Origin of the sequence: Rhizobium sp. CC1099, assembly GCF_029714385.1 — a bacterium.
Classification (GTDB): domain Bacteria; phylum Pseudomonadota; class Alphaproteobacteria; order Rhizobiales; family Rhizobiaceae; genus Rhizobium.
This window is the reverse complement of sequence record NZ_CP121642.1, coordinates 2,147,033-2,161,506: the sequence shown is the minus strand read 5'-3', so window position 1 is coordinate 2,161,506 and position 14,474 is coordinate 2,147,033. Positions and strand designations below refer to the sequence as shown.

Annotated in this window: 13 protein-coding genes and 1 pseudogene; 2 read left to right on the top strand and 12 right to left on the bottom strand. The window is 59.4% G+C overall.

What is annotated here, in order from left to right; genetic code table 11:
* Nucleotides 1–20: 20 nt before the first annotated feature.
* From QA644_RS31675 to QA644_RS31650, 6 genes are all read right to left on the bottom strand, one after another.
* The gene (locus QA644_RS31675) at nucleotides 21–1,673 is read right to left on the bottom strand and encodes an ABC transporter substrate-binding protein (RefSeq protein WP_283073019.1); all 1,653 of its coding nucleotides are present in this window, start codon (nucleotides 1,671–1,673) and stop codon (nucleotides 21–23) included.
* Nucleotides 1,674–2,245: 572 nt separating this feature from the next.
* Nucleotides 2,246–4,579, bottom strand: a complete 2,334-nt coding sequence (locus QA644_RS31670) for a molybdopterin guanine dinucleotide-containing S/N-oxide reductase (RefSeq protein ID WP_283073018.1) — start codon at nucleotides 4,577–4,579, stop codon at nucleotides 2,246–2,248.
* 44 nt (nucleotides 4,580–4,623) lie between these two features.
* Nucleotides 4,624–6,000, bottom strand: a complete 1,377-nt coding sequence (locus tag QA644_RS31665; RefSeq protein ID WP_283073017.1) for an FAD-linked oxidase C-terminal domain-containing protein — start codon at nucleotides 5,998–6,000, stop codon at nucleotides 4,624–4,626.
* Entirely contained in the window at nucleotides 5,997–6,875 is an 879-nt protein-coding gene (sseA, locus tag QA644_RS31660; protein WP_283073016.1) for a 3-mercaptopyruvate sulfurtransferase, read from the bottom strand. The genes QA644_RS31665 and sseA overlap by 4 nt, the downstream gene beginning before the upstream one ends.
* Nucleotides 6,876–6,954: 79 nt before the next feature.
* Nucleotides 6,955–7,557 carry a DsbA family protein gene (locus tag QA644_RS31655; protein WP_283073015.1) on the bottom strand — a complete coding sequence of 201 codons (603 nt, stop codon included), beginning with the start codon at nucleotides 7,555–7,557 and terminating at the stop codon, nucleotides 6,955–6,957.
* A gap of 12 nt (nucleotides 7,558–7,569) precedes the next feature.
* Entirely contained in the window at nucleotides 7,570–8,139 is a 570-nt protein-coding gene (locus QA644_RS31650; protein ID WP_194730515.1) for a TetR/AcrR family transcriptional regulator, read from the bottom strand.
* Nucleotides 8,140–8,813: 674 nt separating this feature from the next.
* Here QA644_RS31650 and QA644_RS31645 point away from each other — a divergent pair.
* Together QA644_RS31645 and QA644_RS31640 are read left to right on the top strand one after the other, a co-directional pair.
* The gene (locus tag QA644_RS31645) at nucleotides 8,814–9,302 is read left to right on the top strand and encodes a cupin domain-containing protein (RefSeq protein WP_283073014.1); all 489 of its coding nucleotides are present in this window, start codon (nucleotides 8,814–8,816) and stop codon (nucleotides 9,300–9,302) included.
* A 116-nt stretch (nucleotides 9,303–9,418) separates the two neighbouring features.
* Nucleotides 9,419–10,573 (top strand): sulfite oxidase, encoded by a 1,155-nt coding sequence (locus tag QA644_RS31640; protein ID WP_074072696.1) that lies wholly within the window; start codon nucleotides 9,419–9,421, stop codon nucleotides 10,571–10,573.
* Nucleotides 10,574–10,773: 200 nt separating this feature from the next.
* Here the strand turns inward: QA644_RS31640 and QA644_RS31635 are convergent, their stop codons facing one another.
* The 6 genes and pseudogenes from QA644_RS31635 to QA644_RS31610 form a co-directional block, all read right to left on the bottom strand.
* Nucleotides 10,774–10,995 carry a DUF4287 domain-containing protein gene (locus QA644_RS31635; protein ID WP_092587333.1) on the bottom strand — a complete coding sequence of 74 codons (222 nt, stop codon included), beginning with the start codon at nucleotides 10,993–10,995 and terminating at the stop codon, nucleotides 10,774–10,776.
* Nucleotides 10,992–11,477 (bottom strand): VOC family protein, encoded by a 486-nt coding sequence (locus tag QA644_RS31630; protein WP_283072226.1) that lies wholly within the window; start codon nucleotides 11,475–11,477, stop codon nucleotides 10,992–10,994. Before QA644_RS31630 ends, QA644_RS31635 begins: the two co-directional genes overlap by 4 nt.
* A gap of 157 nt (nucleotides 11,478–11,634) precedes the next feature.
* A pseudogene (locus tag QA644_RS31625) lies at nucleotides 11,635–12,228 on the bottom strand (exodeoxyribonuclease III); the annotation flags it as partial.
* A complete protein-coding gene (locus QA644_RS31620; protein ID WP_283073013.1) occupies nucleotides 12,224–12,433 on the bottom strand; it encodes a hypothetical protein in 210 nt (69 codons plus the stop codon). The gene QA644_RS31620 and the pseudogene QA644_RS31625, both read right to left, overlap by 5 nt.
* A 440-nt stretch (nucleotides 12,434–12,873) precedes the next feature.
* Nucleotides 12,874–13,092 carry a hypothetical protein gene (locus QA644_RS31615; RefSeq protein ID WP_283073012.1) on the bottom strand — a complete coding sequence of 73 codons (219 nt, stop codon included), beginning with the start codon at nucleotides 13,090–13,092 and terminating at the stop codon, nucleotides 12,874–12,876.
* A gap of 750 nt (nucleotides 13,093–13,842) precedes the next feature.
* A complete protein-coding gene (locus QA644_RS31610; RefSeq protein WP_283073011.1) occupies nucleotides 13,843–14,424 on the bottom strand; it encodes a dienelactone hydrolase family protein in 582 nt (193 codons plus the stop codon).
* Nucleotides 14,425–14,474: the final 50 nt, after the last annotated feature.

The window sequence follows — 14,474 nt, the reverse complement described above, 5'->3', positions numbered from 1 at the left end:
TTACCTCCTCACGTTGCGCGTCAATCGCTCTTGGTGGCCGTGTAATAGCTGGCGTAGGCGACGCCGTTATATGTCTCGCCCTTGAGCGTCGGCGATTGCACATAGATGCGCTGGACGATCTGTGTGCGCGGGATGAAATAGCCCTGCTCGAGGACGTATTTCTGCAGCTCGTCGAGAAGCGGCTTTCGAATTTCGGCAGAGCCAGCGCCGGCGATCTTGTCGCGCAGTTCGTTGAGCTTGTTATCGCTTTCCCCGAGGGCGAACCAGTTCTCGCCGTTGCTTGCGTTTGTCAGGATGCTCGCAACGGTGCCAGCATCGATGAAGCTGCGCGTCACCTCATAGGTTGGAACAGCCGCGCCCCCGAACTTGACCTTCTCTCCGAACGTCACGACGTCGTAAGCTCGTATAACAACTTTCCAACCGATCTTGCCGAGCTGCTGAGCAATGAGCTCGTCGACCGACTTCGAGGTCGCAAGGTAAGGGTTGGAGTGGATCGTCAGCGATAGCGGCTTGCCGTCCTTCGTGCGGACGCCGTCCGCACCCTTCGTCCAGCCCGCCTCGTCGAGGAGCTTTTCGGCCCTATCGGGATTATACGCTAGCAGGTCGCTGTGGTCGGTCACTCCGGGCACATTGCTCTGGATGAAGGACGTCGCGAGTTTCCAGTCGGGGGTGTAAACGGTGTCGATGATTTCCTGGCGGTTGATCCCGGCCTGCAGCGCTTGGCGGACCTTAACGTCGTCATATGGTGCCAGCTTAGTGTTGACCGCCCAGCCATTGACGAAGCCGAGATAGCGCGGGGTGGCGATGGTGAAGCCCTCCTCCTTGAGGGACTTCAGCTCCTGGGGGGAGGCGTTGTAGGCGACGTCTGCTTGGCCGGACTGAACCGAGGCGACCCTGAGCGACGGCTCGGACACTAGCTTATAGGTGATAGAGTCGAGAAAGGCCGGGCCGGTGTGGCCAACTGCAGGAGGACCCCAATTGTAGTCCTTGCGCTTGACCAGCTTGACGAAGTCACCCTCCTTCCAGGAATCGACCACGTACGGGCCGCTGCCGGAAGTCTTGCTCAAGTCGGCCTGCTGGGTTGCGGGCTGCGCGATGGTCTTTGGAGAGATCAGGATCGAGCCGTGGTAGCCGAGCGTTGGAATGAAGCCGAGCGTCGGCTTCTTGAAGAAGACCTTTACTGTGGTCGCGTCAACCGCTTCGGCATGATCGTAGGTTTTCGGGAAGAGGCCAATCGGATTGATGCCCTCGTTCTTGAGGCCGGCGTACCAGATGTCGAGATTGGCGACGACGGCCGCCGCATCGAGCGGGGTGCCGTCGGAAAAGGTCACGCCGCTCTTAAGATGCAAGGTGAACTCGGTGGCGTCGTCGTTCTGCTCCCAGCGCTCGGCAAGCCAGGGGCTGACCTTGCCGTCAGCGTCGACGTAGAGGAGCTTGTCGGCCACGTGACCCCAGATGTGGCCCTGGAAGCTGGAGATTGCGCTATTGTTCGGGATCCAGGTATCGCCCAGCGAATCAATGAGGAATGTGATGTCGCCGCCATTGCGCGGGCTGTCAGCGCTCAGAGCCGGAGTGAACCCTGCCGTTGCCACCAAAATAGCAGTCGCTGCCGCGGACGTTGCTATCAGCAGACGGCGTCGGGAAAGAGAGAGCAACGTAGAACGTTCGATCATGAGGAAATCCTGATGGTTCGGGTTGAGTCTGATACGGTCGTGGCGCGGGCTGTTACCGTTCCGCAAATGTGTTTTGATCCTGATATCGCGACGGCAGGCGCGCGATATCAGCCGCCGCCAGACTTATTAATCGGCGAAGCGCTCGCCCTGACAGCGAGGTGCCTATGACTGGGTTAAGAGGCCTGATGGTTGTCGCGGCGCTGCGGCCAAGGCTCACTCCCTGATCATTATTTGCGTCACGGAATGCGTTTGCTGGCGTTGTTTACCTCTCAGCATATGCTGCGTTTCTGAGTAGCTTTGACAAAAATCATGAGGGACAGCCTAGGCAACACGCATCAACCGAGAAAGACTAGTTGTTCTTTTTCTATAGAATTTATAGATTTTTTTGTTCAGTTTCTGGCCCTGGTAAGGATCAGCTTTTTCGGGCGTCTCGCGGTGGCCGGCGTGGCGGCGTGTTTTCAACGCCGCGGCGATTTCGGACCAAGGATTTTCAGGTCATTCTTGTTCGGTGACGCTCGTAGGCAATGGCTTCCTCAGGTGGTGGTTTCGGGGGGGGCGGGTGCCACCAAGATTCACGATCGATCAGCGACCCTGCTTGGCCCGGCAGCGCCGTCCATAAATTTCATCGCCTCGAATATCCGCACACGAGGCGGCTCGCCGACAAAACGTTCCACCTCCACTCTGGTGAGCTGTCCGGTCGAGCCCTGGGCCAGTTGGGAGGTGCCGACATCACGAGTGAGAATGTTCGGATTGCCATGAATGCACATGGCTTTCTCCGCGCAACGATTATCGGGCTCGAACCACGCGCCTGTCGCCAGCTGCATGACCCCCTTACGCACGTCCTGGCTTATCACCGCTGCGGCGAGGCAGCTGCCGCGGGTGTTGAACAACCGCACGATATCGCCATCCGAAATGCCGCGCGCGGCCGCATCGGCTGGGTTGATGCGAACCGGCTCGCGGCCCTTGATCTTGGTGGAGCGGCTGAAATCACCATAGTCCAGCTGGCTATGCAGCCGCGAATGTGGCTGGTTGCAGACCAGATGCAGCGGGTAGCGGCTCTCGTCAGTCTCTGCCTTCGCCCCAGGAGGATACCATCGCGGATGCCCTCGGCAGTCGTCGTAGCCGAAGCTTTCGATTGTTTGCGAAAAGATCTCGATCTTTCCGGATGGCGTCTGCAGCGGAGATCCGGACGGATCATCTCGAAAGGCGCGCGCTGGTCCACCGTCGTCGGGCTTTAGCGGCAGGCGTATCTCTCCGCGTTTCCAGAACGCCTCGAAATCGGGAGCCTCGTGCCCGGCGGCGGCAAGCGCCTTTTGCGTCGTCTCGAAAAGAAACGCGAGCCATTCCTTGCTGGTCCGGTTTTCCGTGAACTCTTCGAACTTACCGAGACGGCGTGCTATCTTGGAGAAGATCTCATAATCGTCCCGCGCTTCGCCGACCGGCTCGATCAGCTTCTTCATCGCGATCATCAACGGATCGCGGTCCGCCGCGCCGATATCGTCACGCTCGAGCGTGGTGGTCGCAGGCAGCACGATATCCGCGTGACGCGCCGAAGACGTCCAGGCCGTCTCGTGCACGATGATGGTCTCCGGCCTCTTGAACGCCGCCCGCAGTCTGTTGAGATCCTGGTGGTGATGAAACGGGTTGCCTCCCGCCCAATAGACGAGGCGGATATTGGGATAACGCATCGCCTGGCCGTTATAGTGGAACTCGTTGCCCGGATTGAGGAGCATGTCGGCGATCCGCGCGACGGGAATGAAATCCGGCACAGAATTCTTAAACTGGCTAAGGGTCGGCAGTGGAACGGCAAGCTGGCCCTTGCCGATATTCCCCAGCGCGCCGAGTGAATAGGCATAGCCGCCGCCATCCAGTCCCATCTGCCCGAGCATTGCAGCGAGCACGATGCCCATCCAGACGGGCTGCTCGCCATGGTCGGCTCGCTGGAGGGAATGGCTGACGGTAATCAATGTCCGGGCGCGAGCCATGGTCCGCGCTAGATTCCTGATGGCGTCGACGCTGATGCCGCAGATGCCGGAAGCCCATTCCGGGCTCTTTTCGACGCCATCGCTCCGGCCAAGCAGGTAGTCTTCAAATCGTTCATAACCGACCGTATAGCGGTCGAGAAATTCGCGGTCGTGCAATCCCTCGGTGACGAGCGCATGGGCAAGGCCGAGCATCAGCGCGACATCGGTGCCCGGCACGATCGGCAGCCACTGTGCATTCAGCTCGGCGGGGAAATCATCTTTCAGCGGACTAACGAGGACAAAGCGCGCACCGCGCGCGCTCGCGCCGTTCAGCGACTGGCGCACGATATGCGCGCTGATGCCGCCGCCATGCACGTCCGCGTTCTTGATCGCCATTCCGCCGAAGGCGACGACCAGTTCGCTGCTCCGTTCGATGGCCTCCCAGGTGACGCTCTTGCGGTCGAAATGGTCGTATGGTCCCAATACATGCGGTATGATGACCATTGCAGCACCGGAGCTGTAGGTGTTGACGGATCGCACGTATCCGCCCAGCATATTCAAAAAGCGGTGGATCTGGCTTTGCGCATGATGGAAGCGTCCGGCACTCGACCAGCCGTAGGATCCCCCGAACACGGCCTTGGGGCCGAAGTCTCGGTAAACCCGCCGCAATTCGTTCGCAACGAGGTCCACCGCCTGCGGCCAGCCGACTTCCACATAGTCATCCGCCCCACGATTGAGCGCGTTGCCGGGGGTGCCGTCTAGCCAGCCGCGCCTGACTGCCGGGCGCCTGATGCGCGCGGGGCTATGGGCAATCGCCGGCAAGTTGCCCAAAAGGGGCGACGGATGCGGGTCGGCTGGATGGGGACGGATTTCGAGCTTCCCGTCTTCGTAGCGGCCCGAAAAGGCGCCCCAGTGGGAGCTATGGGTCTGAAACGAACTCATTTGCAAGCTCCAATCTATCAAGGCGTTTCAACAGGGCACTGAAGCTAATCGGGCAAGACTTTGCCCGGGTTCATAATGCCTGTCGGATCGATGGCATGCTTGATGACGGCCATGAGGTCGACGGCGTCGCCATGTTCTTCGCGCAGATAGGCGATCTTGCCAGTGCCAACACCGTGTTCGCCGGTAGAGGTACCGCCAACCGAAATCGCATATTGCACCATCTTTTTGTTGATGGCCGCGACCTCATCGAGTTCGGCCCGGTTTTCTGGATCGACGGCGAAGACGACGTGGTAGTTGCCATCGCCGACATGGCCAAGAATGGCGGCGGGGACACTGCAGTCGCGCAAAAGCCCACGCGTCTTTAGGATGCAGCTGCTGAGCTGTGAGACAGGTACACAAACGTCGGATGACCAGCCTTTGGCGTTTTGCCGCTGGGAGACGACCGCGTAAAAGGCATTATGACGCGCCTTCCACAGCCGGTTGCGCTCTTCTGGTGCGTTTGCCCATTCGAAATCCTTACCGCCATTGTCCGCGACAATCGCCGCCACCATCTCGACCTGCTCCTGCACGCCGGCGGGAGAGCCGTGGAATTCGAAGGCGAGCGTATCCTCGATCTTCAGCGATAGATTGGAATAGGTGTTGACGGCCATAATCAGGCCGCGGTCCATCAACTCCATGCGGGCAACCGGAATGCCGAGCTGTACGACCGCAATCGCGGCATTGACCGCCTGCTCGACGCTTTCGAACGAGCAGAGTGCTGCGGAAATCGTCTCGGGGATGCCGTAGAGCCTGATCGTCACCTCGGTGATGATCCCAAGCGTACCTTCAGAGCCGACGAAGAGCCGGGCCAGATCGTAGCCGGCAGATGACTTGCGCGCGCGCCCACCGGTGTGGATGATCTGGCCGCTGGGCAGCACGACGGTCAGCGACAGCACGTTTTCGCGCATGGTGCCGTAGCGCACGGCGTTGGTCCCCGATGCCCGCGTCGCAGCCATGCCGCCGATTGAGGCGTTGGCGCCGGGATCGATCGGGAAGAACAGGCCCATGTCGCGCAGGCGGCTGTTCAGTTGTTCGCGGGTCACGCCGGCCTCGACCGTACAATCGAGGTCCTCGGCATTGACGCGGATGATCTGCGTCATGCGTGAAAGATCGATGGAGACGCCGCCGCGCACCGCCGTCAGATGGCCTTCGAGCGAGGTGCCGGCGCCAAACGCGATCACCGGCGCGCCTTCGGCCGCGCAGAGCCGGACGGTCTCGGCCACTTCCTCGGTGCTTTCCGCAAACACCACCGCATCCGGGATTGCGGGCGTGTGGTGGGATTCACCGTGGCCGTGCTGTTCGGGCAAGGCCTGCGATTTGGAAAAGCGATTGCCGAAACGGGTGCGAAGCGCTTCACAAAGAGCGGGAGACAGCGCGCTCATTTGCGGTCATCACGCTTGCCCGCACCAGTCTCGACAGGTGTGTCGCCCGGCTGGCCCCATTCGGTCCAGGCGCCGTCATAGATGGCGACGTCGTCCTTGCCGGTCAGATGCAGTCCAAAAGCAAGTGCGGCGGCGATCACGCCCGAGCCGCAGCTCGCGATGACGGGTTTTGAGAAATCGAGGCCGGCAGTCTCGAATGCCGTGCGGAGGTCCGCCACCTGGAGGAGTTCGCCGGATTGCGGATCGGTCAGCGCGTTAAATGGAAGATTGAGGCTGCCGGGAATATGGCCGGAGCGCAGGCCCGGCCGCGCCTCCTTTTCCTCTGCCGTGAACCGACCGGCTGAGCGCGCATCGATGACCTGCTCCGCCCGGCTTCCCAGATTGTCGAGAACCTGCGCCTTTGAACGCACAGCGTCAGGATGGAAGGTGGCGTGAAAGGTAGCCTTTGGCGCAGGCGTGGCCTCACCAGTGACCGCTCGTCCTTCCGCCATCCATTTGCGCAAACCGCCATCAAGAATGGCGACTTTATCATGACCGAAAGTCCGCAATGTCCACCAGACGCGGCCGGCCGACATCAGGCCGGGCGTATCGTAGACCACGACAATGCTGTCATTCGAGATGCCGAGATCGGAGGCGTAGGTTTCGAAGGCCCCGGGAGACGGAAGCATGTGCGGCAGGACCGTGTCGTGATCGGCGATGTCGTCGATATCGAAAAAGCGCGCTTGGGGAATGTGCCGGGCAGCAAAATCGTCGGCGGCAATGGGTGTTACGCCGGGAAGCTTGAAAGAGCCGTCAAGAATGACGAGGCCAGGATGATCGAAATGCGCCGCCAGCCATTCGGTGGAGACGAGGGAACCCGGCAGGGAAAGAGGCATGAGAAACCCCGTAAGTACGGTCTGGAGATTCGCAACCAGGCTGCGTTCGCGCGGCGCGCAGCTCGATTCTGCGACAGGTTCAGGCGATCAGTTTTTCGTCCTTCAGATGACGTTCGAGGAAGGGCAGACTGTCCTGTCCCCAATAAAGCTCGTCTTCGTAGCGGAATGTCGGGAGCCCAAAGACACCGGCGTGCTTAGCGGTCTCGTAATTGGCCTTCCATATCGACTGCACGGCGTCGCTCTGGGCACGCTCATCCAACGCCGCGCCATCAAAGCCGGCGGTATCCGCGATCGTGCGGCGGACTTCTGCGTCGCCGATATTTTTCCCGCCTGACCAGAAAGCTTCCTGCAGGGCTTTTGTCAGCTTGAGCCAGTCGTCGCCCCGATCGATGGCCGCGATGATCATGAAGCCTGCCGGCGTCGGGTCCGAAAGGGCGGCACGATTTTCAAAGTTCAGTACTTTTCCACGGACCGCCGCCCAACGCTTGAGGTCCTTCGTCCAGTAAGCCCGACGGGCCTCCGGCCGGTTGCGAGAGTAGATCGCGCCGTTATCCTCGATCAGCGGGATGACGTAAGGACGGATCGTGGCATCCTGCTCGGAAGCAAGTGCGGCGAACGGCTCCAGGCCGATGAAGGCCCAGGGCGAGCCGACGCCGAAGAAGTAGTCGATGGTCTTTGTCATTTGATGGTGCTCTCAAGATGTCCGGTCATGGGGGATCGCAGCGTCGAATACGGAGAGTGCGCAGTCTCGGGCGACGAGAACCGCTGTTGGATCACGTCCGACTGCCACCGTTGCAAGCGCTCCTTCATAAAGAAGCGATAGATGAGCAGCAGCCTGATCAAGCCCCACCTCGGCCTTGGACATGACGGCGCGGAAGATGTCCCTCACTGCTTTCTTATGTGTTCGGGCGACCGACACGACGCGTTCGGAATCGCCGTGCTCGGCCACTGCAAGAGCAAATGCGCAGCCGCGGAACTCCGGGCTATCGGCCTTTTCATATAGACGCTCGAAAATAACTCTGATCTGATCTCTCGGATCGCCCGTCGCGTCCAAGACCTCCTGCAAGGAGCCGATTACACGATCATGGCGATCCTGAAGATAGGCTGCAACGAGATGATCTTTGGACGGGAAGTGTCGATACAGCGTTGCCTTTGCAACGTTCGCTTCTTCGATAATGCGATCTATCCCAACGGCCCGAATACCTTCGCTGTAAAACAGCGCGCCGGCGGCGGTGAGGATCTGATCTGATATGGCTTCTCTCATTGGACTGCTTCGGGTTGAGAATGTTTTATTTTCGGAAGGCTCGCTGGGCTGCCTCCGGCTGATTGGATCCCTTCAGCAGCAGGCCATTTTATGTTTCTTCCTTTCAAGCCGCACTTCCTAGCCACCGTTGACAGACGATTCCGTCGACTTGTGGAAAGGCTAGAGGATCAACAAATGGCGAGAAAGACAGGTCGTTCTTTTTCCATTGTCTTTGTAGAAAATGTTTCGTCCACGGCTCTTGCAGACAGCCGACTTTTTCGTGGCACAGGCAGCAACCTTATTTATGCACGGAACGGCCATCCATTTGAATGTCCCCGGTGCGCGAGGATCCAATACCGTTGGCTTCGCTCCCGCAGAAGTTCTGACGTGGAGTGGAACGCCTTCGATCCCGATCCTTCCGGATCGCCGGGATGCGGGCTGCTTCGGGCTAACTTGAGCCCCTTTGCTGAGGTCTCCTATGCGCCCAATTGCGGAAGTCCATCTGATCCGGCCGAACGCTCACTGATGCCCCATTGCGGCCGCTCACTAACGGCCGCCGCATGATCGAATTGGCCTGACCTCTCCAAAGGAAGCGGCAAGTGCATAATTTCCAGAAAGTTGATTTGACAACCTCCTTGATCGCTCATAGGTTGATTTAGTGATTGATCATACTCATCGCCTAGATGGAGGAAGCGATGAAAGCTATGAATCGCAGACCGACACTTACCTTCGGTACTGCCGTTGCGGCAGTTCTGACCGTATGTGGAGGTTCGGCGTTCGGACAACATACGGACGTGATACTGCTTAGGCCTGACAAGCTGGTATGGCAGGATGATCAGGGCCTGCCGAAAGGGGCTCAAATTGCTGTCTTGGTGGGCGATCCGTCGAAAGCTGGCGACACCGTCGTTTTGCGCGCCAAGTTTCCGCCCAACTATCAGGTTCCGCCCCATACTCATCCGCATGCCGAGACCGTCACCCTGATCAGCGGTAACATTGGCTTTGGTATTGGCGAAAAGGTTGAAAAGACTGGCGACTTGCTCAAACCAGGAGCGTTTTTCGCGCAGCCAGCAAATCACGCCCACTATGGCTGGACAGGAGACCAAGAGGCCATCATCGAAGTCCATTTTGTCGGACCGGGAGGGATCACTTACATCAACCCGGCTGACGATCCGCGCAAGAAGTGAAATGCGGGTCAATCGCTTGACCTCGCTCCGAACATACCAGGTGGGATAGACATTGTGCGCATATCCGGGCTCGGGCCGTTGCAGCCCGCTCCGGATGCGATCAGGGAGGGAAAAACATGCCTGATCTTCAACGCAGGGAATTCATCGTTCAAGGAAGTGCGGCTCTCGCCGGAATCGCGGGCCTCTATGCTTCGCTGGCCCACGCTTTTCCGACGCGACCGGGCGAGGAAGTCATTCCTTGGCTCGATCAGCCGGCCGAAAATCCCGATCCGGTGGGGATTCAGACCCAGCTTGTCTGGGAGGATATGGACTCCTGGATTACGCCAAACGACAAGTTCTTCAGCATCTCGCATTTCAATCGACCAACGATTGACGAGAAGACGTGGTCCCTCGAGATCGGGGGCCTGGTCAAGAAGCCCTTGAAAATGACGCTCGCCGACATCAAGGCGCGGCCGAGGCAGGAGGTTGTTTTCACCGTGGAATGCTCCGGCAACCACGGCTTCCCCTTCTTCACCGGCGGCATCGGCAATGCCCGCTGGGCAGGCACGCCGCTTGCCCCGATCCTCCAGGAAGCCGGGGTCCTTGAAAAGGGCATCGAGGTCGTCTTCTTCGGTACCGACAAAGGCGAGGTCACAATTCGCGATATCAAGATGCAACAGAACTTCGCTCGCAGCATGTCGCTCGCAGACGCGATGAACCCCGACAATCTGCTCTGCTACGAAATGAACGGCGCGACCCTGCCGGCGCCCAACGGTTTCCCGCTGCGGCTGATAACTCCGGGCTGGTACGGGATCGCCAACGTCAAGTGGCTGAAGAGCATCGAGGTTCGCGACACCCGCTTCATGAGCCTGCTGATGGGTCGCGACTATGTCACCATCCGAGAGGAAGAGCACAACGGCGAGACCGTGTGGGCCGAGACCTCGGTCGGCCGGGCCTTGCTGAAATCCGCGCCCGCGAAGGTCACGCGCAACGACTCGGGTCACCGGATCGTCGGCGCAGCTTGGGGTGCGCCGATCGCCCGGGTCGAAGTGAAAATCGATCAAGGGCCCTGGATGCCGGCAGTCATAGATCACAGCGAGGAGGCCGAATACGCCTGGAAGATTTGGTCACTGGATTGGGAAAATCCCTCGCCTGGAGAACACACGGTGACCTCGCGCGCGATCAGTACGGCAGGCCAAATTCAACCGGCAATGGACGATCCCTTGATCGCCAAAAAGCACACATACTGGGAAAGCAACGGCCAGGTGACCCGCCGCATCCGGATCGTTTGAGAAACGTTGCTGCCACGTACGCCGGCTGCGGAGACCGCCCTCAGCATTAACTCCCTCGCGAAAGTCGGTGTTCGGCGGCCGGCTTTCGCGGCAGGGCAAGGGCAGCTTCCCCCCGCCGCGGGGACCTTCCGGCGATCGACATAGAGGTCCGCATTGGGCCCGGAAGCAGACAAGACGTTTCGCCTCGCACCACACTCCGTTTAAGAGGCTGGCTGCTTGTCTTCCGCGAGAGTGTGCGCCACGACCGCATTTGCATGACCGTGGCCCATTCCGTGTTCGCTCTTCAGCATACCGACAAGTTCCATGTGCTTCGCAGGATAGTGCTTTCGCACGAGTTCTTGCCAGTCATCGATAGGACGGCCGTATTTCTTCTCGATTGATGGAAAATAGGAAGCAGGTCCTTTGATCTTCTCGGTGGTCATAGCGCGTCATCCCCTTTTCGTGCCGCATCGATCACAGCTACGTCGATTTTCCTCATCGTCATCATCGCGTCGAATGCGCGCTTTGCTTGTTCGCCACCTGCTACAAGCGCGTCCATTAGAATGCGAGGTGTGATCTGCCAGGATACTCCCCACTTATCCTTGCACCAGCCGCATTCGCTTTCCTGACCGCCATTGCCGACGATGGCGTTCCAATAGCGATCTGTTTCTTCCTGATCCTCGGTGCTGATCTGGAATGAGAAGGCTTCGCTGTGCTTGAATGTGGGGCCGCCGTTCAATCCGATGCACGCGACACCCGCCACCGTGAACTCGACGACCAACACGTCTGCCTCTTCTCCGTCGGGGTATTTGCCGGGCGCGCGGATGATGGCTCCGATCTTGCTGTCTGGGAAGGTGTCGGCATAGAAGCGGGCGGCTTCCTCAGCGTCCTTGTTGTACCATAGACAAATGGTGTTCTTAGACATCGCGTCGTTCTCCTGGTCGTTGTCCTTCAGATCGAGAGCCCGACCTGATGATACGATGACGCACCAGCCGCCCCCGATCCGACATCATGATCAAAATCGCTGCTCTCTTTTAACCCCTCTCGTCTTGCGCAGACCAAACGCCTCGGGCCGACAGGCAAATACGCTCGTCCGGGTGCAGTTTGCGAAGTGCATCCGTCCGACCTTGGGCGACGAGGTTTTTGAAGGCATCACGGACCTCGACGCGGAACAATGCGTGGTTCACCCAGCGCTCGGGCTTGTAGACGTCGAACTCCCTGGGCATGACGTTATAATCGCCGGCAAGCACAACGGCCACCTCAAGCGCCAGCAACTCGGCAGCGTAGTCATGGAGCCGCTCAAACCAACGTAGCTTGTAGTCGAACTTGGGCCCCGGATGAGGGTTGCCATTCGGAAGATGCAGGCCGCCGATGACGATTCCTTTGACGATCGCCTCGATATATCGGCTGTGAAGGTCGTCCGGATCGCCCGGAAGTCCTTTCCGTCTCAGGTGTGGCTCCTGATCCTTGGCAAGCAGGGCCACGCCGTTCCAAGATTTCTGACCCTGCCAGACCGCGCCTTATCCCGCGTCTTCGATCGCTTTGATCGGAAACTTCTCTTGAGGCGCTTTCAATTCTTGCAAACATACGACGTCGGGCGATGCCTCAGCGAGCCACCCAAGAAGAACCTCGAGACGACCGTTCACCCCGTTGACGTGTAGGTCGCGATCTTCAATTGCCGCCTGCTTCAAGTTCGCGTTCCTCTTCGATCGCCGACAACCGGACGTTCGCGGCGTCGAGGATTGCGGTCAGGAACTCGACGCGGGTCCAACCGACGAGGTGGGCCTCCTCCACGAGGATCTGGACGGCGTAGTCGACAGTTTGGTCGAGCTCGACCTTTCGTTCCGGACTATCTGGCTGGGTGCTCGGTGGATTGATCATGGCGAGGTTGCCTTTCAGAAGGATAAGGTCGCGGCGGACGGGTTAGATGCTCGCCTGGCGTTTCGTTGCCCGCACCGAGAAATCGGAAAAACCGGTGCGTTCATCATCTCCGTCGTGTCCGATTAACACACCGCGACCTCGCGCAATTAACCTCGATTCCTAGCGAAGGTTCCAGTAGAGACTATAATAGCGATCCCGGCCCCGTTTCGCGGAGATGCCGGCTAGAAGATCGACGTCGCATCCCCTCCGCGCCCTTGAAACCAACACAATCATCGGCTATCTACAGCTCATCGGCGTTGCTGGTGAGCGCTCCACGCGAGCGTTCGCGACTGCCGAAGTCGCTTATCTGCTTTTGACCACGGATGTACTGGCACTGGTGTGAAGAGCGATGTCGAGAAGGTCGGTGCGGTTTCGCCCCGGCCTTTTTTATTGCCTGGTGCTCAGCGCTGAGCGCCGGGCCAGTCGTTCGACGGTTCCTCGACATCGGCTCGCGCACGATCTTCGGCTGGATCAGGATCGCGGTCGTATGCCGTTCGAAGATTTCCGATCTCCTCGATGATAGCATCGTAGACGTTAGCCTGTTTCGCGCCCCTAACCACATAGGTATCTACGAAGTCCTCGAGCGCTACCTTGAGATCAGCTCTCCAATCTTCGCTCATGGCCGACCCTCGGATTGCAGACGGACGCCTCGAAAATGGAGTTCCCCTGTTGGGCAGTGTGCCGACATCCGGTCGACTGGCGCGGCGCCCTCATCGGGTTCGGGATCGGGAAGCGACTCATCGCCGGGAATACGGTCAGGATCCGACGGCGGGGCCGGCCGCGGTACAATAGGCTCGAAAGGGACTGACATTGGAACTCCTCCTCAACGACGGCAACGCTGAACCGGTCGGCAAGTTCCGGCGCGCTAACGACGAGGCGTCGAACCTCCGAGCAGAACGATCCAGATTCTGGATCGTTCGAACCACTTTTTGGACCGGCTCTAGGCGCTCGCACTCCGGCACCCCCTATGTCGGTGGAAGTTTCGGCTCTTCACCTTCAGCGTATCGATGTGGAGAAACGGAATTTATCCCGAGCCGGATACTATGCCGAGCCAGTTCCCTAAAGCTCGAGATTTCCGATAGGGCGGGATGGCAAGCTCGGCATAACAATACCCATTCTGCGGTCGGCCGGATTGCGCCCGCCAACACCGGACATTGAAAATCTCAAGTAGTTGTTCTTTAAAGGGTTCGGTTGGCTGCAATCGTGGTATTGCCGAAAGCGGATTTTGAAATGGATCGATTGCGGATTGCCTTTCTCGCCTATCGAAGAACGACGATGTTACAAGGATCGATCGCTATCGCGGCTGGAAAGTAGGCACTGTTGCGGGACGACCTTTCGGGACTGAGCTCAAGCCAAGACGCCGGCATGGATCAAACGCGATCCAGGAACTGAAGCACTCGAATGGTGAGTACTGCGGTCGCATCCGCGTCATACGATGGGAGCGAACTGTCGGCGAAGTAGTGCTGATCGCCGGGGTACAGGAAAAGCTCCGCGTCCTCGACCTTCTCCACGATCTCGCGGGCGGCGTCGATGTCGCCCTCGCCGACGAAGATCGGGTCGTTTTCCTTACCGTGAATCTGGACCGCGACGCCGTCTGGCCAGGGCCCGAAGGCCCACTCGCCACTGATCGGCAGGCAAGAGTAGAAGAGCAGGGCTCCGCGGGCTCCCGGCCGTGTCTGTGCCAGCTTCTGCGCCGGCAGCACACCGAACGAGAACCCGGCATAGACGAGTTCGGGAGGCAGTTCGTCGACGACGTGGACGCCGCGCTCCCGCATGTCGTCGAATCCGATCTCACCGATATAGGCGAGACCCTCATCGATGCTCTGGAACGTGCGTCCGTCGAACAGGTCCGGCGTATGCACGATGTGACCGCTAGCCCGCAAGTCGTCGGCGAACGCGCGCACACCCGGGGTCAGCCCTTGTGCGTGGTGGAACAACAAGATCTCGGCCATACAGAGCCTCCGGGTGGGATGGTCAGGCGCACGTTCGGCCACCCTACAGC